We start from the raw sequence: 20,968 nt of genomic DNA, 5'->3' as shown, positions 1-20,968 counted from the left end.
TACGCCTTGGAAGCTGATTGAGCACAGGCTCAAAAACAAAACCCTCCATGGATCACATGAAGGGTTTTTGTTGCACCGGCACAGCCCGCGCTCAACAGCACTCAATTAAATTCAGTCTGCCGGTGAGCCCATGTAAGGGCGCTTGCCAATAAAGTTCAGGCGCATTTGCTGGTGCTTGTCCAAACCTTTATCCGGGTTATCTGTGATCAAGCCTGTGCCTTCCCATTTATCTTCAGGGCTTTGCTGTTTTGCCTGTGGGGCTTTACTGTAAGGCCGCTTGCCGAGGAAGTGGTTCTGATGCAGATTGTGTACACCACTCTCAGCGTCAGAGGTATCGCCTGCTTGAACATTCGCCATGAAGCCAAATGTTACCAGAACTGCTAATAACAATTTACTCATTTTACGCTCCTTAAATCGCTCATTCTTTAATAGTTTTTACCGTTAGGGTGAGTAACGGTCAGGATTATGGTGGCATAGTTACCTGACAACTACCTGACTAAAACGCACGTTTGGACAATTGATGCATTTTCATCACTTGCTGCGCTTGTGCGGATGCAGGATTTACAACCAAAGTCGCACCTACCCAGGCTTGATCAGCCGCTGCGCTAGCCACCACGGCAGGTGTGGCATAAGGCCGTTTGCTTAAAAAATGCTGTGTATGCGCGGTTTGTTGAATATTTTTCTCACCTTCAAATGCCACGGCCGTTGAGGCCACGAACAAACTTGAAACCATAAAACCCACAGAAATAAATTTACGCATCATGTGTCTCCTTATACGGTTAATGTGATTCATGTCTTCTCGTTTACATGTTTGCTCAATCACGATGGTTTGCATTTTGCCAGCCAGCAGACAAGAAAGAATCTCTCGATATACGTAGTTTGGTATATACCTAACGGCATATGTCATTATTTAGATGGCTATTGAAAGTAAGTGCCTAGGCAACCAATGCGCTGAGATTGCTCGCCAGGTGAATGCCAGCAAACCATAGGTATGCTCAAGGAAACAAGCGATGCTCGGCGGGCCAAACACCGCCATACAAGGCTTCAGGATGGCGTAGCATCAGGCGCTGCCTGATCTCGCGTAACCTGCGCAATGGGACGGATACAACCATGAGGATATTGCCTTGCTCCAGCTGTTGACTGTGGGCACGCAAGCGATACCCGGGTGCCGCAGTCGCGATGGCCGCTGCCCACGCAGCACAGGCGAGTGCTCCAATGACCATGCAATACGGAATCACGGTGAAAGCAACTTCGCCAAACCACCATGGGAAAAAGCAGGCGAGTAAGCCGCTTAACAAGCCAACGATTGCGCCAAAGACAAACCCGGCCATCGCACTATAAAGAACATCGGATTTTTCTACGGCACCGACTTTTGGTAATTGCGCTAGCAAATGTTCATGCCGGGCATGAAAATGGATGTGATTTTCATCAATGCGATCAAGCAGTAATTCATTCATCACGGCCTGAGCACTGTGAAGATTGGGTAAAACAAAATAGAGTCTGCGTCTCATCGTGTTCTCCTATCCATATTGTCATCAATATATTGATGGATAGAAGAATGCGTTGAAGATTCACTTTTTAACACCTGTATGGCTGAAACAGGCTCACGCCAACAGAATCACTAACGGTCCTCTAATTGACCGCTCCATACACGGGCCAGTTTTGATAATTTATAGCGCATGCCTGTGCTCTCATTAGAAAGCGCATCCAGAAACAATGACAACCGACGCGATTTAATCACAGTATAAAAAGTAAGCAGGCTGACAGGCACAAAGACGATACCAAAATATGCCAGCTTCTCCAGCAGACTGGTTTGGGTCAGGTCGATTAAATTCATGCCCAGCAAGCCACTGGTCATGGTGCCGATGAGGCCCAGAATAGTGACCACGGTAAGGCGGACGACCGTATCCGCCTGCCGCTTGATTTCTTCGCCTTCCAGATATTCGGCCATATCCATAATGCGGCGGCGAGTTTTCTCAAACAGGCTGACCGAATCCAGTTGCTTGAGCATCAAGGCAAACAGGTCTTTGGCGACGGCCTGATCAGACACATTTTCAAACCAGTAGCGGTGGGTAAAACGCAGAAACACGGCCGTGACATGACGGATGTTGCTGCGGAAAGATTTGACCGAGTCCTCACTCTGCATATTCAGACGGCTGATGGCTTGCACCATGCGGTCTGACAGCATCAGCAAGGCCGCTTTTTGAAAATGGGCGATTAAGAACAATAGAAAATACTGGTTTTGGTAATGGCGCTTGATGCCGTTTTTGTCATTGCTGAACACGCGGTGCTGATGACTGCCGACCACGACAAAATTCTGGCCGGTACACATTATGCGCGTGGTGCTCCAGGGGTCTTGGCGGACCTCATCCCAGTAGCGGTCATAGCAATGCTGTTGCTCAAAGTCTTGCAAAAACTGCTCACTAAACGGCAAGGTATCTGAATGCCAGGGCTGGCAAACCAGACCCAGCCGGATCAAGTCTCCGCGCGACAGTGTACTCACATCGTCAAACGCCAGATAAGCCATCAAGGGCATGCGCTGATATTCAATTTCACGGTAACGCAACTCGCCAGACTGGCCGGAGTAATGTTGCACGAGCGGCGACATCAGTGCTGACCAGTGCAATGAGACACAAGGGACGTGATTCTCTTTCACAAAGGCCAGGTAGCGGGCCTTGTCTTCATAATCAGAGGCAGCAATGACCTGATCGTGCTGATCCAGCCACTCCACCCGTTTTGCGCAATGCCCGCCCTCGCCGGTATCATCCCAGTAATTGGGATAGGTGCGGCCCAGACGGTAGAGGATTTCCATAGCGTCGTTGAGCGCGAGATCACTGGCAGTGACTTCAAGCGCCAGCATGGCAACATCAATATCAAAAAAGAAATATAGCTCGATATGCGCAACGCGCAAAGTAAGCGGGGTCGCATGCTCTGGCAAGGTGATACGGACGGCACGGATATCCTGACGACTAAAAATATGCAGTGGCGATTCGCCATAGCCGCCAGCTGCATGGCCATGCTTGCCCTCGCCATACAAAAAACGCTGGGCAAAAGGCATAAAGGTGACGAATTCTTGATAGCGCGTTTCACTTAAGTGCGGGGCGCTGTGTAAAAAATCGTCCTCAATTTCTACCCAGGGCGAATCCTTGATGGCATTGAGCGTTTCCCAGGGCGCATCTACGGCACCGGGGACAAGATGATCAGTCATCAATTGCACGGGCCACAGCAAAGTTTGCCGAAAATCCCTGACGATACTGGTGTGCAGATTGTCTGGCATGTGCAGTCTCCTGACCGCGATTGTGATGGCAAACTATAGCGCGTTTGACCATGGCGACATGGCGCAAAAAACAGTCATTTTGTGGACTAAATGACAAGATTGCTGGCCATAAAAAAACCGGCACGAGGCCGGTTTTTACAAGCTTAAGGCACCAAAAAATTACACTTTTTGATAAACCTCAGCGCCTTTTTTCACAAACTCGATGGCTTTTTCCTGCATGCCTTTTTCCAGCGCCACCTGTTCATCCACCCCCAGTTTATCGGCGTAGTCGCGCACATCCTGTGTAATTTTCATTGAACAGAAGTGCGGGCCACACATGGAGCAGAAGTGTGCCTGTTTGGCACCTTCTTGCGGCAAGGTTTCATCGTGGAATTCCTTGGCTTTTTCAGGATCAAGCCCGAGGTTAAACTGGTCCTCCCAGCGGAATTCGAAACGCGCCTTGGACAAGGCATTGTCCCGGATCTGGGCGCCTGGATGGCCTTTGGCCAGGTCAGCGGCATGCGCCGCAATCTTGTAGGTAATGATGCCTACGCGGACGTCTTCCTTGTCCGGCAAGCCCAGATGCTCTTTCGGGGTCACATAACACAGCATGGCGCAGCCGTACCAGCCGATCATGGCCGCACCGATACCGGAAGTAATGTGGTCATAGCCTGGCGCAATGTCGGTGGTCAATGGGCCCAGCGTGTAGAACGGGGCTTCGCCACAGTGCTCCAGTTGCAGGTCCATGTTTTCCTTGATCAGGTGCATAGGCACATGACCCGGGCCTTCGATCATGCATTGCACGTCATGTTTCCAGGCAATCTGGGTCAACTCACCCAAGGTCTTCAGCTCGGCAAATTGCGCTTCGTCGTTGGCATCGTAGATAGAGCCTGGACGCAAGCCGTCACCCAGCGAGAATGACACGTCATACTGCTTCATGATCTCGCAGATTTCTTCAAAGTGCGTATACAGGAAAGACTCTTTATGATGCGCCAGACACCATTTGGCCATGATAGAGCCGCCACGTGACACGATACCGGTCATGCGTTTGGCGGTCATGGGAATGTATGCCAGGCGCACACCAGCGTGAATCGTAAAATAGTCTACGCCCTGCTCTGCCTGTTCAATCAGCGTGTCGCGGAAGATTTCCCAGGTCAGGTCTTCGGCCTTGCCGTTCACTTTTTCCAACGCCTGGTAGATAGGCACGGTACCAATTGGCACCGGTGAGTTGCGGATAATCCACTCACGGGTTTCATGGATGTTTTTACCGGTGGACAGATCCATCACGGTATCGCCACCCCAACGGGTGCCCCATACCATTTTTTCCACTTCCTCTGAGATGGAAGAACCCAGCGCCGAGTTACCGATGTTGGCGTTGATCTTGACCAGGAAGTTACGGCCAATAATCATCGGTTCGATTTCCGGGTGGTTGATGTTGGCAGGGATAATGGCACGGCCACGCGCCACTTCGTCACGCACAAATTCAGGTGTGATGACTTTAGGAATGCTGGCACCGTAGTTCTGGCCCGGATGCTGGGTTTGCAGCAGTTCGCTCATGTTTTCACGGCGCTGGTTTTCACGGATGGCGATAAACTCCATCTCGGGTGTGATGATGCCTTGCCGCGCATAATGCATCTGGCTGACATTTTTACCCGCTTTGGCACGCAGCGGTTTGCGATGCAGGTTAAAGCGCATTTGTGACAACTCTGGATCGACCAGGCGCTGATGACCGAATTCAGACGTCGGGCCATCCAGCTGCTCTACATCACCCCGCTCCATAATCCATTGCGCACGCAACGCTGGCAGACCGTTACGGATATCGATCTCTACATTCGGGTCAGTGTAAGGGCCGGAAGTGTCATACACAACCACAGGTGGATTGGTATCCCCACCAAAGCTGGAAGGGGTATCACTCAGTGAAATTTCACGAAATGGCACACGGATATCAGGGCGTGAACCTTCAACGTAAATTTTGCGCGATTTGGCAAACGGTTTGGTAGCAGCTTCGTCAACTTTGGCATCCGCGTTGACGAATTTGATGTTCTTATCAATAGCGTTCATTAGGCATCCTTAAAAGAAAAGACGTAAGGATGCGAAGACTTGCATTCCCTACGGCGGTATGACCCGCATCAGGTTCGAAGGGTAACTCTCACTGCAAAAACCTCACAAAATGAAGTATTTACAGACCCCTAGCAACGGACGAATTGTGCGGGAAAACGCCTGATAACGCAAGTAAAACAAAGTTTTGCGTCTGCCTGCGCTTGACAAGTAGACAGACCTGTCTACAATTCACCTGCCCGACACAAAAAACATCACGGGTTAATTTTTTAATAGGCTCAGGAGAGAAAATATGAACGTGTTATTAATAGGTGCAGTGGCTTGTATCACTGCGTTGATTTTGTCTGCATGGCTGATGACTTTTGCCCGCTGGTTTCCGATCAAGGGTATAGATGGCGAGTTTTTGGTGGACTATAAAACCATGATACGCGCCCATGTCGACTACGCCCTTATGGCCCTGTTTGGACTGGGATTTTATGGCGCAGCCAAGGCCGCAGGCATAGAGTTGCATTATTTTGCCTGTGTGTGCGTGGCTATCGGCGGCTTTACCAACCCGACCGTGTTTGTGATTGCCGCATTTGATCCCGACTTCTGGAGCAAAACCAAATGGAAAGTCTATTCTGCCATCAGCTTCGTGCTCACCACCATCGGCTTTATGACGATCTCATGGCAGCTGATTTGCCATGCCCTGGGCCAATAGCAAATAGATGAACTAAGGGGGCTAATCCGAGTTTATCCAGTTTTAGTTTGATGCTTGCCAGCCGATAATCAGTTATGCGTGTGACGGTCGTCATGCGCAGGCAGCAAATGACTTTACACTTGAAATGCTAACAGGAGATCAGAATGAAAAAATTCGCAGCTTTAGTATTGGTAATGATGGCCGTATTCTCAAATGTTTCTTTTGCAGATGAGCATTGCAAAGACCATCACGACAAAGAGCATTGCAAGTAATCCTGAGCTACAAAGCTTAGAGAGTCGTGTCAAAAAACAAACCCCGCCAAAAGCGGGGTTTGTTTTTTTATCCAACTGCCAATTAAGGGACTAGCCCAACATCTTCTTGAGAAGCTCATTGACCTGCGCCGGATTCGCCTTGCCTTTAGAGGCTTTCATACACTGGCCAACCAGCGCATTAAAGGCTTTCTCCTTGCCAGATTTGTACTCATCGACCATGGCCTGGTTCGCCGCCAGCACCTCTTTGATGATGGCCTCAATCGCGCCTGTATCAGACACTTGCTTGAGTCCTTTGGCTTCGATAATGGCATCGACTTCACCCTCGCATGCCCACAAGCCTTCAAACACCTGTTTGGCAGCGTTGTTGGAGATCGTATTGTCTGCAATACGCTTGAGCAAGGCAGCCAACTGCTGGGCAGAGACGGGACTGTCAGTAATCGTTTTTTCTTCCGCATTGAGCTTGGCAGAAAGCGCGCCCATCAGCCAGTTAGCCGCCTGTTTGGGCTCGGTACCTGCTTGTACCGTGGCCATAAAATAATCAGCCATGCTGCGTGAAGCCGTCAATGTGCTGGCATCATAAGCAGAGAGTTGGTACTCGCTCACCAACCGCGCCTGCAAGGCTTGTGGCAACTCTGGCATATCGGCGCGCACGCGTGCTTTATCGGCCTCAGTCACTTCCAGCGGCAGCAGGTCCGGGTCAGGGAAATAGCGATAATCATTGGCTTCTTCCTTGGTACGCATGGCGCGCGTTTCACCGGTGTCCGGGTTAAACAGGACAGTCGCTTGCTGAATGGTGCCGCCATCCTCCAGCGTTTCTATTTGCCACTGGGTCTCATACTCAATGGCTTGCTGCATGAACTTGAATGAGTTCAGGTTTTTGATCTCGCGGCGGGTACCGAACTTTTCAGTTCCCTTGGGGCGCACCGAGACGTTGACGTCACAACGGAAAGAACCTTCCTGCATATTGCCGTCGCAAATGCCTATCCACTGCACCAGCTCATGTAACTTCTTGGCATAAGCGACCGCTTCGGCGGCACTCCTCATATCGGGCTCGGTGACAATTTCCAACAAGGGCGTCCCCGCACGGTTCAAGTCTATGCCGGACATGCCTTCGACGGCACCATGCACAGATTTACCAGCATCTTCTTCAAGGTGCGCACGCGTGATATTGATCACCTTCTCATAGGCCTCGGTATTTTTGCCCGCTGGGACCTGAATGGTCAGCTGACCTTTGCCCACTACCGGCAGCTCAAACTGGCTGATCTGGTAGCCCTTGGGCAAATCGGGATAAAAATAATTTTTACGTGAGAATACGCTGCGTGGCGCCATTTCGGCATCAATCGCCAGGCCAAATTTAATCGCGCATTCCACGGCTTTTTTGTTGAGCACAGGCAACACCCCTGGCAGCGCGATACTCACCTCACAGGCTTGCGTATTTGGCGCCGCACCATAAGTGGTGGAGGCCCCGCTAAACTGTTTGGACTTGGTTTGTAACTGTACGTGGGTTTCCAACCCGATCACGACTTCCCACTGCATGTTAGATGTTCTCCAAACCGACTGGCATGCGTGTATGCCAGTCTGTGACTTGTTGATAGGCATGGCCGACATTGAGCATGCGCGCCTCATCAAAATAATTGCCAATAATCTGCAAACCAACCGGCAAGGCCTTGCCTTCGCTGCTGGTGGTAAACCCGGCCGGGATGCTCATGCCTGGCAAGCCCGCCAGGTTCACGGCAATGGTGTATAAGTCTTCGAGATACATGGCGACGGGGTCGCTGGTTTTTTCACCGGCTTTAAAGGCTGTTGAAGGCGCGGCCGGGCCCATGATTACATCACACTGCTTGAAGGCTTCCACAAAGTCCTGGGCAATCAGGCGGCGGATTTGCTGAGCCTTGAGGTAGTAGGCATCGTAATAACCGGCACTGAGCACATAGGTACCAATCAGGATACGGCGCTTGACCTCGGCACCAAAACCTTCTGCGCGCGACTTCATGTACATGTCGAGCAGGTCATTGTATTCCGCCGCACGGTGACCATAACGGACGCCGTCATAACGTGACAGGTTGCTCGATGCCTCGGCTGGGGCAAGCACGTAATAGACTGGAATCGACAGATTGTTGTTTGGCAAGCTGATCTCGACAATCTCTGCACCCAGCTTTTTGTATTCTGCAATCGCCGTTTCAATCACTTTAGCCACGTCAGCATTCAAACCTTCGGCAAAATATTCTTTGGGCAGGCCAATCCGCAAGCCTTTGAGCGGCTGCGTGCCTTGCATGGCGCTCAAGCCACGCGTGTAATCTTCTTGCTCGCGCTGCACGCTGGTGGAGTCACGCTCGTCAAAACCGGCCATGACATTCAGCATCAACGCACAGTCTTCAGCCGACTTGGCCATGGGGCCTGCCTGGTCCAGCGACGAAGCAAAAGCGATCATGCCGTAACGGGAGACCAGGCCATAAGTTGGTTTAAGGCCAGTAAAGCCGCACAATGAAGCGGGTTGGCGGATGGAACCGCCAGTATCTGTCCCGGTGGCCGCAGCACACAAGCGGGCGGCCACAGCCGCCGCGGAACCGCCAGAGCTACCGCCAGGCACACGATCAAAGTCCCATGGATTTTTGACGCCGCCAAAATAACTGGTTTCGTTGGAGGAACCCATGGCGAACTCATCCATATTGGTTTTGCCCAGATTCACTGCACCGGCCGCATCAAACTGGCTGATCACATGCGCGTCATAGGGGGCAATAAAGTTTTCCAGCATTTTGGAGCTACAGGTGGTGCGCCAGCCCTGGGCACAAAAAATATCTTTTTGCGCGATGGGGATGCCAGTGAGCGGGCCGGCTGTACCGGCGGCGATACGGGCATCTGCCGCTTGCGCCTGCGCCAGGGTTTTTTGTTCGTCTATGGTGACATAGGCATTGATGCTGGGGTTGAGTTTGGCCATGCGTTGCAAATAGGCCTGCGTCAACTCCACGCTGGAAACTTGTTTGCTGGCCAACTGCTGGCCCAGCTGTTTTAAACTACTGTTTATCATAATGGAAACCGTAAAAATGAACCGTCAAAGCAGGGGCTGGCAAGCGCTTATTCAATGACTTTGGGCACCAGGTATAAGCCATCTTGCGTGGCTGGTGCAATGGATTGAAACAGTTCGCGCTGGTTGGTTTTAGTCACCACGTCTTCACGCAGACGCTGTGTCACGTCTTGCGAGTGCGACATTGGGGTGATGCCGGTGGTGTCCACCGCCTGCATTTGCTCAATCAGCCCCAGAATACCGGAAAGTTTGCTTAGGGTTTCTTGCGCTTCACTGTCGCTGACCTCGATGCGGGCCAGGTGCGCGATACGCTTGATATCATCTAGATTCAGTGCCATGTGTGGTTAATTGTCTATAAGATTTTGAAAACACATCTTAATTTCATGTGCGTTTTGCGCTATTATACCTTGATTTTATGCCGCACCCAGCGGGCAGCACCAAAGTCAGAATTTTCACAGGATAAAACATGTTCGGTTCAATCAACAGCTACTTCTCCAATGACCTTGCCATTGACCTTGGCACCGCCAACACGCTGATTTACGTACGCGGCAAAGGGGTGGTGCTGGATGAGCCCTCAGTGGTGGCGATTCGTACCGAAGGCGGCCCCAACGGCAAAAAAGTGCTGCTGGCAGTCGGCTCTGATGCAAAAAGCATGCTGGGCCGCGCGCCAGCCAACATTCAGGCCATCCGCCCGATGAAAGACGGTGTGATCGCCGACTTCACCATCACCGAGCAAATGCTCAAGTTCTTTATCCGCAAGGTACACGAATCTCGCTGGTTCTCTCCCAGCCCACGCATCATCATCTGCGTCCCCGTGGGCTCCACCCAGGTAGAGCGTCGTGCGATTAAAGAATCTGCCGAGCGCGCAGGTGCCAAGCAGGTGTTTCTGATTGAAGAACCGATGGCCGCTGCGATTGGTGCCGATATGCCTGTGGCCGAAGCCACCGGCTCCATGGTCGTCGATATTGGTGGCGGCACGACTGAAGTTGGCGTGATCTCACTGGGCGGCATTGTCTACGCCAAGTCCGAGCGCGTCGGTGGTGACAAGTTTGACCAGGCGATTATTGACTACATCCGCCGTAACTACGGCATGCAAATCTCCGAACCAACTGCTGAGGCGATCAAGAAAAAAATCGGCTCCGCCTTCCCCGGCTCTGAAGTGCTTGAAATGGAAGTGACTGGCCGCAACCTGGCTGAAGGCTTGCCGCGCAAATTCACCATCTCCAGCAACGAGATTCTTGAGGCACTGACTGAGCCGCTGAATGCCATCGTCGGTGCAGTGAAATCGGCACTTGAACAAACGCCGCCAGAGCTGGGCGCAGACATTGCCGAAAAAGGCATGGTGTTGACCGGTGGTGGTGCCTTGTTGCGCGACCTGGACCGTTTGCTGGTAGAAGAAACCGGCTTGCCAGTCATCGTGGCTGAAGATCCACTGACCTGTGTCGCCCGTGGCTGTGGCCGCGCACTTGAGGAAATGGACAAGCTGGGCAACGTATTCGCTAGCGAATAAATCCGCACCCAGTTGGCGCGACCCTGACTATGCTTAAAGGCATCCACCAACAGCTTGATCCGCAAGAGTCGCCGGCCTTTTTTATCCAGGGGCCCAAGCCTTTCTCGCGCCTGATGTTTTTTTGTACGCTGTCTTTGGTCATGATGGCGGTCGATGCACGCTTTGATTATTTGAGCCAGGTAAGGCAATGGTTCAGTACCGCCCTGCACCCGCTTGAAGTGATCGCCAGCGCCCCTAACGAATGGGGGCGCAACATCAATACCTACTTTACCTCGCATAACCAGCTGATTCAGGATAACTTCAAGCTCAAACAGCAGGCGCTGATCGATCATGCAGCCTTGCAGCGCCTGGCCACTGTCGATGCCGAAAATGCGCATTTACGCACATTGCTGGCCGGGGATGCACCGATTATCCCGGAAGCCACGCTGGGTGAAGTCATGCATATGGGGCGCGACCCATTTAGCAACATCATCACGCTGAACCGTGGCAGTCACCACCACATCACCCCCGGGCAAGCGGTGGTTGATGAACAGGGCGTGGTGGGTCAGATCACCCGGGTGTATCCGTTCACCAGCGAAGTCACGCTGATCACGGATAAAAAACTATCGATTCCTATTCAGATCGAGCGCAACCAATTACGCGCCATTGCCTTTGGGGAGGGCAAACGCAACACGCTGGACATTCCCTACCTGCCCACCAGCGTCGACATCAAGGTTGGTGACAAACTGGTAACCTCGGGCATTGACGGCGTCTATCCCGCCGGTTTGGCAGTGGCTATCGTCACCCAGATCAAGCAAAGCCAGGATTCGCCGTTTGCCAAGATCATCAGCCGCCCGATTGCCGGCGTGAATAACCACAAACATGTGCTGATCCTCAAAGTGCCAGAGTCTCCGGCCACCAATCCGATGTCCGAAAGCCGCCCCATGTTGCAACGCAACAACGCGCAGCACCTGGATCAGTCAGTGGTGGATGTCTTGCAAAAGAACAATGCGCTGGTTGACCCCAACCCGGTCACCACACCGCCCGTACTGGATGCCGGACAGCCGCCAGACACCGAAATGACCGCACAACCAGACAGCGCAACGCCTACTGACCCAGTGGCGCCGCCCACTCCACCAACCACACCGGAGCGTCGATGAAACCGGTTAAGTTCAGCACGTTCTTTTTCACCTTGCTGGTCGGGTTGATTTTTCAACTTTACCCCTGGTCAAATGCGGGCATTATTGTGCGCCCAGATTTTCTGCTGGTCATCATGCTGTATTGGCTGTTGCAAGCCCCCTACCACTGCAATATTGGCTGGGTGTGGTTTGCTGGCTTGCTGGTGGACTTATCCACGGGCAGCCTGCTCGGACAACATGCCCTGACATTTGCAATCACCGCCTTTCTCGGCCTGATCTATCAACGCAGGCTGGTGCTGTTCAATCGCTGGCAGCTCTATTTATATGTGTTGTTTTTGTTTGGCGTAGAGCGCGGGCTGATTTTGCTGCTCAAGCTGTTTGCCGGCGGCGAATTGCCCGACTGGACCTACGCCTTCCCCATCGTGTCTGACCTGATACTGTGGCAATTCATGATTATCTGGTTTGGCGAACTGACCCGCCCGAAGAAATTGTAAGCACATGGGGTATAGCACTGAACTCAAAAACCATCAAAACGAACAGCACAAGTTCCGGGTTCGTCTGGTTTTTCTGGTACTGTTGGTTTTGGCAGCGTTTTCTGCGCTGCTGGGCCGCTTTTATTTTCTGCAAGTCTTTCGCTATGACTATTATCAAACACTGGCAGAAAACAACCGGATTTCGATTGTCCCCATCACTCCGAACCGTGGCCTGATTTCTGACCGTAACGGCATTATTCTGGCGCATAACTTTTTTGTGTATACGCTGGAAATCACGCCCTCCAAAACCGAAGACTTGCAGGACACAATTGCCGAGCTGGGCAAACTGGTCGAGATTTCGCCAACGGATCTCAAGCGCTTTAAAAAACTGCGGGCGCAAAGCCATACGTTTGAAAGCATTCCGATCCGCACCCACCTTAATGAATACGAAGCCGCCAAGTTTGCCGTGAACCGCTTCCGGTTTCCTGGCGTTGAGCTCAAATCGCGCCTGTTCCGCCATTACCCCTATGGCACCCTGGGCACGCATGGTATCGGCTATATCAGCCGGATCAATGAACACGATCTCAAGCAGCTCAAGGAAAACAACCAGCTGTCGAACTACAAAGGCACTGAGCATATTGGCAAGGCGGGCGTCGAGCAAGCCTATGAAACCGAGCTGCATGGCGTCACCGGCTTTCAGCAGGTAGAAATTGATGCAGATGGCCGGGCTGTGCGCGTGCTGTCAAGCGCCTCGCCCACCTCGGGCAACAACGTGGTGTTGTCCATGGACGCCAAAATGCAAGAAATCGCCGAGCAGGAGTTTGCCGGACGTCGCGGCGCGCTGGTGGCGATCCAACCCAAAACAGGAGAAGTCCTGGCCATGGCCAGCATGCCGTCGTTTGATGCCAACCTGTTTGTGGATGGCATTGATTTTGATAACTGGAACCTGTTGAACAATTCGCTGGATAAACCGCTGATCAACCGCACCTTGAAGGGGATTTACCCGCCTGGTTCCACCTTCAAGCCCTTTGTCGCGCTGGCCGGGCTGGAATCAGGCAAGCGGCAACCGCCGTTTACCATCAGCGACCCGGGCTACTACATGCTGCCCAACAGCCATCACCGCTACCGCGACTGGAAACCATCCGGCCATGGTTCGGTCGATATGCGCAAGGCGATTACCGTGTCTTGCGATACGTTTTTTTATGGGCTGGCCGTCGAGCTTGGCATAGACCGGCTGACCGACTTTGTCAGACATTTTGGTTTTGGTGAAAAAACCAATATTGATATCCAGGGCGAATTGGCGGGCTTGCTGCCGACGCCGGGCTGGAAGCAAAGACGCTTCAAACAGCCCTGGTATATGGGTGAAACTGTCATTGTAGGCATTGGTCAGGGGTATACGCTGGTCACGCCCATGCAATTGGCCTACGCCACGGCCACGCTGGCCAATAGTGGCAAGGCCATCCAGCCGCATCTGGTCAATGCGATTGTGAATGCCAAAACCAACGAAGTCAGGATGTTGCCGCATAAAGTGGCGGACCAGTTGAACCTGAGCCCGGAGAATCTGGAGATTGTGAAACTGGGCATGATGGATGTGACACGCCCGGGAGGCACAGCAGCCTCAGTGGGCGCCAATGCAGGCTATGACATCGCTGCCAAAACCGGTACGGCGCAAGTGGTGGGTATCAAGCAAAATGAAAAATATAACGAAAAAGCCACTGCAGAACGTCATCGCGACCACGCCTGGTTTATTGCTTACGCCCCGGCTGAAGACCCCAAAATTGCCGTGGCCGTCATTGTGGAAAACGGTGGCCACGGTGGCTCGGCGGCGGGGCCGATTGCACGCAAGGTGATGGACTATTATTTGCTGGGCAAAATACCCGCAGTGGCAGCCCCTGCGGTGCCCGCCGAAACACAAGCACAGAACACACCCCCAGTCGTTGAGGAGGAAGAGCATGATTAAACAGTGGATCGGCCATTTTATCCGCCATATTGACTCCATCTTGCTGGCCACCGTTCTCATGGTGCTAGTGGTTGCGCTCATGGTGCTCTATAGCGCCTCGGGCCAGTCCCTGCTCAAGGTCAATGCACAGCTGATTAATATCCTGGTAATGATGGGCGTGATGTTTCTGGTTGCAAACACACAGCCGCAACACATTGAACGCATTGCCCTGCCCGCCTATTTGTTCGGGCTGGCATTGTTGATTGCGGTAGCGCTGGTCGGCGATATTAGCCATGGCGCCAGGCGCTGGCTCAATCTGGGCGTGACCAAAATCCAGCCCTCGGAACTCATGAAATTGGCCGTGCCGATTATGCTGTCCTGGTATTTTTCAAAACGTGAATCCTTGTTACGCACCACGGACTATGTCGTCGCCGGGGTCATTTTGCTGGTGCCGGTCTTGCTGATTGCCAAGCAGCCCGACCTCGGGACCGCCACCCTGGTCTTTGCCGCCGGTTTTTATGTGATTTTTCTGGCTGGTCTGAGCTGGAAATTTATTTTTGGCAGCGCGATTGCCTTTGGCGCGGCGCTGCCCATTTTATGGTCCATGCTGCATGACTATCAGCGGCGGCGGGTGGAAATTCTCATCGATCCTAGCCAGGACCCGCTTGGCGCGGGTTATCACATTATTCAGGCCACCATTGCCATTGGCTCTGGCGGCATGACCGGCAAAGGCTGGCTCAACGGCACCCAGTCACAGTTAGACTTTGTGCCAGAACGCACCACAGACTTTATTTTTGCCGTGTTTGCAGAAGAGTTTGGTCTGGTAGGCTGCAGCCTGTTATTGCTGCTGTTCGCCATTATTATTGGCCGCGCTTTCATCATCGCGTCACAAGCCAAGAGTACTTTTTCCCGCTTATTGGCTGGCAGCATTGCCGCCACCTTTTTTACCTATTGCTTCGTCAACATGGGCATGGTGAGCGGCATTCTGCCTGTGGTCGGCATTCCCTTGCCGCTGGTCAGTTATGGCGGCACCTCACTCTTGACCTTAGGGCTAAGCCTGGGTTTGCTGATGAGCGTGCAGTCGCATAAACGGCTGGTAGCCACCGATTAACGTGGCCAGAAACCACTGAAGGACCTCGATGTCATTGTCCCTACAAAGACTCTTTATCGTGCTGCTGGCTGCCGGGCTGGTTGCCTGCGAAAGCAGCATGCCGTCACGTCCAACGGCGCCTGCGCCAATAAAACCCGTGCCCACGCCACGCCCTGCCGCGCCCGCAGCCTCGCCTGCGCCGCCTGCGGTATTGCCGGGCAGCAGTGCGCCCCTAGGCGCACCCAAAGTCATTAATATTGACCCCAAACCCGAGAGCACTGGCAATGCCACCGAAGGCATTGATCCGAACATTCCACTGGAAACCTCGGTGACGCCCAAGTTGGAGCCCATCGTGAAAGGGACCACCAAGCCTTATATCGTGAATGGGGAACTGGTGTCTCCAATGTCGGAAATTACAACGCCGTTTACGCAAACCGGACACGCTTCCTGGTATGGTAAAAAATTTCATGGCCGCCGTACCGCCAGTGGTGAGCCTTATAACATGTATAAACTCAGCGCCGCCCACCGCACACTGCCAATTCCAAGTTATGTGCGCGTCACCAACCTGAGCAATGGCAAAAACCTGATTGCCAGGGTCAATGACCGCGGCCCTTTTGGCCGCGACCGCATCATCGATTTATCGTATGCCGCGGCCAAACAACTCGATATCACCCAGCATGGCTCGGCCCAGGTAGAGATCACTTTAATTGACCCCAACCAGCCGGAGATAGCTGCGGCCCCGAGCAGTGCAGGCGTCGCCAGAGACATTGCGCCGGCAAGCATGCCCAAAGCATCGGCAAAACCAGCTGCCTCACTCGACAACACCGGTGTGTATGTACAGGTCGGCGCCTTTGGCGTTGAAGAAAATGCCGACCGCCTGCAGCAGCGCATTTCCAATGCGGTACCCGAGACACAAAGCCTGCTGAACAAAGTGTATAATGGCAAGATGTTCCAGGTTGTTCTGGGCCCATATCCTGATCACGCCATGGCCGCGCAAGCAGCCAATCAGATGCGTGACCAATTGCAGTTGCCAGCGCTTGTTTTTTCCCGCTAGCACCGTTTTCTCGTTAAGTATTTTTTCTCGTTAAATGATGACCATGTGGCGTTCTTGTATTGCTTTTCTACTTTCCATTCCTTTAATGACGGTGGCGGCTGAAGCCATTACCGGCAATGTACCTGTACCCACGCTGGCTGCCAAAGCCTTTGTGCTGCGCGATGCTAATACCGGCAATCTGCTGGCTGCGAACAACCCCGATATGCCGGTGGAACCTGCGTCACTGACCAAAGTAATGACCGCTTACCTGACCTTTGAAGCGGTCAAGCAAAAGCGCTTGTCACTGACACAGACCTTGCCCGTAAGTCAAAAAGCCTGGAAGGTCGAAGGCTCAAAAATGTTTATCGACACGACGATGACCGTCACTGTGGATGAATTGCTTCATGGCCTGATTATTCAGTCAGGCAATGATGCGGCAATTACCCTGGCCGAAGGCATTGCGGGCAGTGAAGAATTGTTCGCCACGCTGATGAACAAAAAAGCGGCAGCGCTGGGCATGAAAAATAGCCATTTTATGAATGCGACAGGCTTGCCAGACCCGGCCCATGTCACCACCGCACGTGACTTGTCCATGTTGGCCAATGCGCTGATTCGGGACTTTCCGCAAGACTACGCGCGCTTGTATTCGCAAAAGTCTTACACCTATAACAATATCACCCAGCCTAACCGCAACCGCTTGCTGTTTATAGACCCCACGGTTGATGGCATGAAAACCGGCCACACCGAATCCGCCGGTTATTGCCTGATTTCTTCGGCCAAACGCAATGACTTCCGCTTGATTTCTGTGGTACTTGGCACCACCTCTGACAATGTACGCGCCGCTGAGAGTCAAAAATTACTGAATTTTGGCTTCCAGTTTTATGAATCCAGACTGATTTATGCGGCGGACAAAGCGATTACGCGGCAAAAGGTATGGAAAGGGACAGAAAACCAGGTTGACCTCACAGTGGTAAAACCGGTTTACCTGACGCTGCCCCAGGGTGAATATGCCAATATGAAAGCGAATCTACGCGTGCCCAAACCGCTTGAAGCGCCGTTAAAAGCACATCAAACGGTTGGTGCGGTGGATTTCAGCCTCAATGGCAAGGTGGTGCATAGCGTGCCGCTGGTCACCATGCAGGCAGTCGAGGCCAGCAATATCTTTTCACGCATGATCGATCAGGTCCGCTTGTATTTGCAATAAACAGGCTGACCGTCACTCACTGTTTAAAAGGTAGGTAACATATGACCAAGTTCGAGCAATTACCGGAAATAGAAGAGACCCTGATTGAGTTTCCCACCAATTTCCCGATCAAGGTCATGGGTGAAACGCATGATGATTTCGCCAGCGAAATTACCCGCACCATCCAGTTGCACTGGCCAGACTTTGATACACACCTGATTGAAATGCGTGGCAGCAGCAATGGCAAATACCTGAGCCTGACCTGTCTGGTGTATGTCACCTCCAAGCCACAACTGGATGATATTTACCGCAGCCTGACCGCTCACCCCATGGTCAAGGTTGTGCTATAAGCCTTTTTCGATCATGCCTGCCTTGGAAATCCGCCAGTTGGGGCTGACTGATTATGCAGCCACGCTGGCTGCCATGCAGGCATACACTGCCCAACGCACGACCAGTACTCCTGACCAGCTCTGGGTCACCGAACATCCGCCTGTGTATACGCTAGGCCTCAACCGCCGCGGCGTGCGCCTGCCACAGAATGCAATTCCGGTGGTGAATGTAGACCGCGGTGGCAAAATCACCTACCACGGCCCTGGCCAACTCATTATTTATTGCCTGATCGATCTGGCACGCGGCCACTTGAATGTCCGGCAACTTGTCTCCATCTTGGAAGACAGCCTGATAGAATGGCTGGCCGCGCACGGCGTGGTGGCTGTGGCCCGCGCGGATGCCCCTGGCGTGTATGTAGACGGCAAAAAAATTGCCTCGCTGGGGCTACGCTTGAAAAACCAGTGCTGCTACCATGGCCTGAGTTTGAATATAGACATGGATTTACAGCCGTTTGCCGATATAGACCCGTGTGGTTATGCCGGCATGCAAATGACGCAAACCCGGGAATTAAATATTGCGCTGCAAATGCCTGACATTGCCGCCGATTTAACCCACCGATTGAAAGAGAAACTGACGCATGTCAGATAATTCGACCCCAATAGATGCAAGCAGCCGCCCGGCCAAGAAAGTGGCTGGCGTGAAAGAAATCGACGCAGCAAAAACCTCGCGTATCCCGATCAAGATCGTGCCGCAACCCATGCTGCGCAAGCCCGAATGGATACGCATGAAAGTGCCGGACTCGGCACGGTTCCAGGAAATCAAGCAAGTCCTGCGCGACAACAATCTGCATACCGTCTGTGAAGAAGCCAGCTGCCCTAATATTGGCGAATGCTTTAGTGGCGGCACAGCGACCTTTATGATTTTGGGCGATATCTGTACCCGCCGTTGCCCGTTTTGTGATGTGGCGCATGGCAAACCCTTGCCGCCGGATCCAAATGAGCCAGAAAACCTCGCCCGCACCATCGCACAGATGAAACTGCGTTATGTGGTCGTCACCTCAGTAGACCGCGATGATTTGCCTGACGGTGGCGCGCAGCATTTTGTCGACTGCATCCGCGCCATTCGCGCCCAGTCACCAGCCATTAAAATTGAAATTCTGGTGCCAGATTTTAGGGGCCGCCGCGACATCTCGCTCAAAATTCTGCGTGAAGCACCGCCAGATGTCATGAACCATAACCTGGAAACGGTGCCGCGCTTGTATAAACAGGCGCGCCCTGGTTCTGACTACCAGCATTCGCTGGATTTGCTCAAACAGTTTGGTGAACTGTACCCAACGGTGCCGACCAAATCTGGCTTGATGCTGGGCCTGGGTGAAACGGATGAAGAAATTTTAGAGGTCATGCGTGACTTGCGCGCACATGGTGTCAGCATGCTTACCCTGGGGCAATACTTGCAACCCAGCGTGCATCACTTGCCGGTGTTGAGATATGTCACGCCAGAGCGTTTTGAATGGTTTAAACAACAAGCCGATGCCATGGGCTTTGACAATGCGGCCAGCGGGCCCATGGTGCGCAGCAGCTATCATGCCGACCAGCAGGCGCATGGGGTCATCGCCTAATCATTGCATCAGCAGTGCCGGATAACCGGTGAATAAAATAACAAGCACAGGAGCAACCATGGTTCCACACTTAACCACGGCTTTAAGCGGCCCTCTCTACACACTGGAAAAACGCGTTTTGCAAGCCATGCCGGATATTGAGCACTGGTTCCGCACCAAATGGCAGGAGATTCCCGCCCCGTTTTATGCCAGCGTGGACCTGCGCAATGCCGGCTTCAAGATTGCCCCGGTGGATACCAACCTGTTTCCAGGCGGCTTTAATAACCTGAATCCCGAATTTTTGAGCCTGGCTGTGCAAGCCGCACAAATGGCGGTCGAGAAAATCTGTCCAGATGCGCGCCGTTTACTACTGATCCCCGAAAACCATACCCGCAACACGTACTACCTGCGTAATGTGGTTGAGCTCTGTCACATTCTCAAAACCGCCGGCATGGAAGTCCGTGTCGGCAGCTTGTCGCCAGAGATTACAGAGATCACCAAACTAGAAACCCATGATGGCTTGCCGCTGGTACTGGAACCGCTGGTGCGCGTAAACAACCGCCTGCAACTGAAGGCGGCAACGTTTGAAGGCGTGGAATACCCGGCCTTTGACAGCTGTGCCATTCTGCTCAATAACGATTTGTCCGGTGGCGTGCCCGACCTGCTGCAAGGCCTGGAGCAAACCCTGATTCCACCGTTACATGCAGGCTGGTTCAGCCGACGCAAGTCACAGCACTTTAGCGCGTATAACACTGTCGTCGATGAATTCTCGCAATTGCTGCAAATTGACCCCTGGTTGCTAAATCCTTACTTTGATACCGCCAGCGGCCTGGACTTTCACGCCCGGGTGGGTGAAGACCTGCTGGCCGATAAGGTCGAAGCCATCCTGAAAAAAACGCAGGCCAAATACGACGAATATGGCATCACGCAGCCACCGTTTGCGATTGTCAAAGCCGATGCAGGTACCTATGGCATGGGCATCATGAGCGTGAAATCGGCCGACGAGGTACGCGACCTCAATCGCAAGGCGCGTAACAAAATGTCGGTGATCAAAGAAGGCATGCAAGTGTCTGAAGTGATGATCCAGGAAGGCGTTTATACCTTTGAAAGTATCAATGACGCGGTAGCCGAGCCAGTGGTGTATATGATGGATCACTTTGTGATTGGCGGTTTTTACCGTGTGCACACCGGCCGTGGCGTCGATGAGAACCTGAATGCGCCCGGCATGCACTTTGCCCCGCTCGCGTTTGAAAAACCCTGCACCCTGCCCGACTGTGCCGGCGCCCCCGACGCGCCCCCCAACCGCTTCTATGCTTATGGCGTGGTCGCAAGACTGGCCCTGTTAGCGGCTGGCCTCGAGCTGCAAGCGCGGGACCTGCCGGAAAACGACCTGCTCACCGCATAG

20 protein-coding genes and 1 riboswitch are annotated in these 20,968 nt (G+C 52.9%); of the genes, 12 read left to right on the top strand and 8 right to left on the bottom strand.

The genetic code is table 11. The annotated features are described in order from the left end of the window. Positions 1-111: 111 nt before the first annotated feature. The 5 genes from ACT53G_RS11120 to thiC form a co-directional block, all read right to left on the bottom strand. Entirely contained in the window at positions 112-399 is a 288-nt protein-coding gene (locus ACT53G_RS11120) for a hypothetical protein (RefSeq protein ID WP_194749024.1), read from the bottom strand. Between the two features lie 97 nt (positions 400-496). Then, the gene (locus ACT53G_RS11115; protein ID WP_313984455.1) at positions 497-763 is read right to left on the bottom strand and encodes a hypothetical protein; all 267 of its coding nucleotides are present in this window, start codon (positions 761-763) and stop codon (positions 497-499) included. A gap of 232 nt (positions 764-995) precedes the next feature. Beyond that, entirely contained in the window at positions 996-1,511 is a 516-nt protein-coding gene (locus ACT53G_RS11110; RefSeq protein ID WP_476169429.1) for a hypothetical protein, read from the bottom strand. A 110-nt stretch (positions 1,512-1,621) separates the two neighbouring features. Continuing rightward, entirely contained in the window at positions 1,622-3,277 is a 1,656-nt protein-coding gene (locus ACT53G_RS11105) for a hypothetical protein (RefSeq protein ID WP_379074024.1), read from the bottom strand. 159 nt (positions 3,278-3,436) lie between these two features. After that, entirely contained in the window at positions 3,437-5,317 is a 1,881-nt protein-coding gene (gene thiC / locus ACT53G_RS11100) for a phosphomethylpyrimidine synthase ThiC (protein WP_476169428.1), read from the bottom strand. A gap of 27 nt (positions 5,318-5,344) precedes the next feature. Next, a riboswitch (TPP riboswitch) is annotated at positions 5,345-5,457 on the bottom strand. Between the two features lie 149 nt (positions 5,458-5,606). Here thiC and ACT53G_RS11095 point away from each other — a divergent pair. Beyond that, positions 5,607-6,014, top strand: coding sequence for a hypothetical protein (locus tag ACT53G_RS11095; RefSeq protein WP_476169427.1), 408 nt, complete (start codon positions 5,607-5,609; stop codon positions 6,012-6,014). A gap of 341 nt (positions 6,015-6,355) precedes the next feature. Here ACT53G_RS11095 and gatB read toward each other — a convergent pair whose 3' ends face one another. From gatB to gatC, 3 genes are read right to left on the bottom strand one after another with little or no spacing between them, the layout of a single operon-like run. Continuing rightward, positions 6,356-7,801 carry an Asp-tRNA(Asn)/Glu-tRNA(Gln) amidotransferase subunit GatB gene (gene gatB / locus ACT53G_RS11090; protein ID WP_476169426.1) on the bottom strand — a complete coding sequence of 482 codons (1,446 nt, stop codon included), beginning with the start codon at positions 7,799-7,801 and terminating at the stop codon, positions 6,356-6,358. A 1-nt stretch (position 7,802) separates the two neighbouring features. Next, entirely contained in the window at positions 7,803-9,293 is a 1,491-nt protein-coding gene (gatA, locus tag ACT53G_RS11085; RefSeq protein WP_476169425.1) for an Asp-tRNA(Asn)/Glu-tRNA(Gln) amidotransferase subunit GatA, read from the bottom strand. Positions 9,294-9,340: 47 nt separating this feature from the next. Next, the gene (gene gatC, locus ACT53G_RS11080) at positions 9,341-9,628 is read right to left on the bottom strand and encodes an Asp-tRNA(Asn)/Glu-tRNA(Gln) amidotransferase subunit GatC (protein WP_194749033.1); all 288 of its coding nucleotides are present in this window, start codon (positions 9,626-9,628) and stop codon (positions 9,341-9,343) included. Positions 9,629-9,756: 128 nt separating this feature from the next. Between gatC and ACT53G_RS11075 the strand changes: the two genes are divergently transcribed. From ACT53G_RS11075 to gshA, 11 genes are all read left to right on the top strand, one after another. Further along, a complete protein-coding gene (locus ACT53G_RS11075) occupies positions 9,757-10,800 on the top strand; it encodes a rod shape-determining protein (protein WP_194749035.1) in 1,044 nt (347 codons plus the stop codon). A 29-nt stretch (positions 10,801-10,829) separates the two neighbouring features. After that, on the top strand, positions 10,830-11,939 hold the full coding sequence (mreC, locus tag ACT53G_RS11070) for a rod shape-determining protein MreC (RefSeq protein ID WP_476169424.1): 1,110 nt from the start codon (positions 10,830-10,832) through the stop codon (positions 11,937-11,939). Next, on the top strand, positions 11,936-12,412 hold the full coding sequence (gene mreD / locus ACT53G_RS11065) for a rod shape-determining protein MreD (RefSeq protein WP_194749038.1): 477 nt from the start codon (positions 11,936-11,938) through the stop codon (positions 12,410-12,412). Before mreC ends, mreD begins: the two co-directional genes overlap by 4 nt. A gap of 4 nt (positions 12,413-12,416) precedes the next feature. Continuing rightward, positions 12,417-14,351, top strand: a complete 1,935-nt coding sequence (gene mrdA / locus ACT53G_RS11060; RefSeq protein WP_476169423.1) for a penicillin-binding protein 2 — start codon at positions 12,417-12,419, stop codon at positions 14,349-14,351. Continuing rightward, positions 14,344-15,441 (top strand): rod shape-determining protein RodA, encoded by a 1,098-nt coding sequence (gene rodA / locus ACT53G_RS11055; protein ID WP_194749041.1) that lies wholly within the window; start codon positions 14,344-14,346, stop codon positions 15,439-15,441. The genes mrdA and rodA overlap by 8 nt, the downstream gene beginning before the upstream one ends. 28 nt (positions 15,442-15,469) lie before the next feature. Then, a complete protein-coding gene (locus ACT53G_RS11050) occupies positions 15,470-16,474 on the top strand; it encodes a septal ring lytic transglycosylase RlpA family protein (protein ID WP_194749043.1) in 1,005 nt (334 codons plus the stop codon). Between the two features lie 85 nt (positions 16,475-16,559). Then, positions 16,560-17,657 carry a D-alanyl-D-alanine carboxypeptidase family protein gene (locus ACT53G_RS11045; RefSeq protein ID WP_476144942.1) on the top strand — a complete coding sequence of 366 codons (1,098 nt, stop codon included), beginning with the start codon at positions 16,560-16,562 and terminating at the stop codon, positions 17,655-17,657. Between the two features lie 41 nt (positions 17,658-17,698). Continuing rightward, the gene (locus tag ACT53G_RS11040) at positions 17,699-17,986 is read left to right on the top strand and encodes an HP0495 family protein (RefSeq protein WP_194749045.1); all 288 of its coding nucleotides are present in this window, start codon (positions 17,699-17,701) and stop codon (positions 17,984-17,986) included. Positions 17,987-17,999: 13 nt separating this feature from the next. Then, a complete protein-coding gene (gene lipB, locus ACT53G_RS11035) occupies positions 18,000-18,614 on the top strand; it encodes a lipoyl(octanoyl) transferase LipB (RefSeq protein ID WP_476169422.1) in 615 nt (204 codons plus the stop codon). Further along, the gene (gene lipA, locus ACT53G_RS11030) at positions 18,604-19,584 is read left to right on the top strand and encodes a lipoyl synthase (RefSeq protein WP_476169421.1); all 981 of its coding nucleotides are present in this window, start codon (positions 18,604-18,606) and stop codon (positions 19,582-19,584) included. The genes lipB and lipA overlap by 11 nt, the downstream gene beginning before the upstream one ends. Before the next feature lie 58 nt (positions 19,585-19,642). Continuing rightward, positions 19,643-20,968, top strand: a complete 1,326-nt coding sequence (gene gshA, locus ACT53G_RS11025; RefSeq protein ID WP_194749049.1) for a glutamate--cysteine ligase — start codon at positions 19,643-19,645, stop codon at positions 20,966-20,968.

The organism is Methylophilus sp. DMC18, from assembly GCF_056314005.1.
The sequence above is the reverse complement of the archived record's forward strand: the minus strand, read 5'-3'. Positions and strand labels throughout refer to the sequence as shown.

What these genes read in the sequence shown, in the direction of transcription:
- ACT53G_RS11120 (WP_194749024.1), bottom strand. Translation starts at nt 399, where the DNA reads ATGAGTAAATTGTTATTAGCAGTTCTGGTAACATTTGGCTTCATGGCG.
- ACT53G_RS11115 (WP_313984455.1), bottom strand. Translation starts at nt 763, where the DNA reads ATGATGCGTAAATTTATTTCTGTGGGTTTTATGGTTTCAAGTTTGTTC.
- ACT53G_RS11110 (WP_476169429.1), bottom strand. Translation starts at nt 1,511, where the DNA reads ATGAGACGCAGACTCTATTTTGTTTTACCCAATCTTCACAGTGCTCAG.
- ACT53G_RS11105 (WP_379074024.1), bottom strand. Translation starts at nt 3,277, where the DNA reads ATGCCAGACAATCTGCACACCAGTATCGTCAGGGATTTTCGGCAAACT.
- thiC (WP_476169428.1), bottom strand. Translation starts at nt 5,317, where the DNA reads ATGAACGCTATTGATAAGAACATCAAATTCGTCAACGCGGATGCCAAA.
- ACT53G_RS11095 (WP_476169427.1), top strand. Translation starts at nt 5,607, where the DNA reads ATGAACGTGTTATTAATAGGTGCAGTGGCTTGTATCACTGCGTTGATT.
- gatB (WP_476169426.1), bottom strand. Translation starts at nt 7,801, where the DNA reads ATGCAGTGGGAAGTCGTGATCGGGTTGGAAACCCACGTACAGTTACAA.
- gatA (WP_476169425.1), bottom strand. Translation starts at nt 9,293, where the DNA reads ATGATAAACAGTAGTTTAAAACAGCTGGGCCAGCAGTTGGCCAGCAAA.
- gatC (WP_194749033.1), bottom strand. Translation starts at nt 9,628, where the DNA reads ATGGCACTGAATCTAGATGATATCAAGCGTATCGCGCACCTGGCCCGC.
- ACT53G_RS11075 (WP_194749035.1), top strand. Translation starts at nt 9,757, where the DNA reads ATGTTCGGTTCAATCAACAGCTACTTCTCCAATGACCTTGCCATTGAC.
- mreC (WP_476169424.1), top strand. Translation starts at nt 10,830, where the DNA reads ATGCTTAAAGGCATCCACCAACAGCTTGATCCGCAAGAGTCGCCGGCC.
- mreD (WP_194749038.1), top strand. Translation starts at nt 11,936, where the DNA reads ATGAAACCGGTTAAGTTCAGCACGTTCTTTTTCACCTTGCTGGTCGGG.
- mrdA (WP_476169423.1), top strand. Translation starts at nt 12,417, where the DNA reads ATGGGGTATAGCACTGAACTCAAAAACCATCAAAACGAACAGCACAAG.
- rodA (WP_194749041.1), top strand. Translation starts at nt 14,344, where the DNA reads ATGATTAAACAGTGGATCGGCCATTTTATCCGCCATATTGACTCCATC.
- ACT53G_RS11050 (WP_194749043.1), top strand. Translation starts at nt 15,470, where the DNA reads ATGTCATTGTCCCTACAAAGACTCTTTATCGTGCTGCTGGCTGCCGGG.
- ACT53G_RS11045 (WP_476144942.1), top strand. Translation starts at nt 16,560, where the DNA reads ATGACGGTGGCGGCTGAAGCCATTACCGGCAATGTACCTGTACCCACG.
- ACT53G_RS11040 (WP_194749045.1), top strand. Translation starts at nt 17,699, where the DNA reads ATGACCAAGTTCGAGCAATTACCGGAAATAGAAGAGACCCTGATTGAG.
- lipB (WP_476169422.1), top strand. Translation starts at nt 18,000, where the DNA reads ATGCCTGCCTTGGAAATCCGCCAGTTGGGGCTGACTGATTATGCAGCC.
- lipA (WP_476169421.1), top strand. Translation starts at nt 18,604, where the DNA reads ATGTCAGATAATTCGACCCCAATAGATGCAAGCAGCCGCCCGGCCAAG.
- gshA (WP_194749049.1), top strand. Translation starts at nt 19,643, where the DNA reads ATGGTTCCACACTTAACCACGGCTTTAAGCGGCCCTCTCTACACACTG.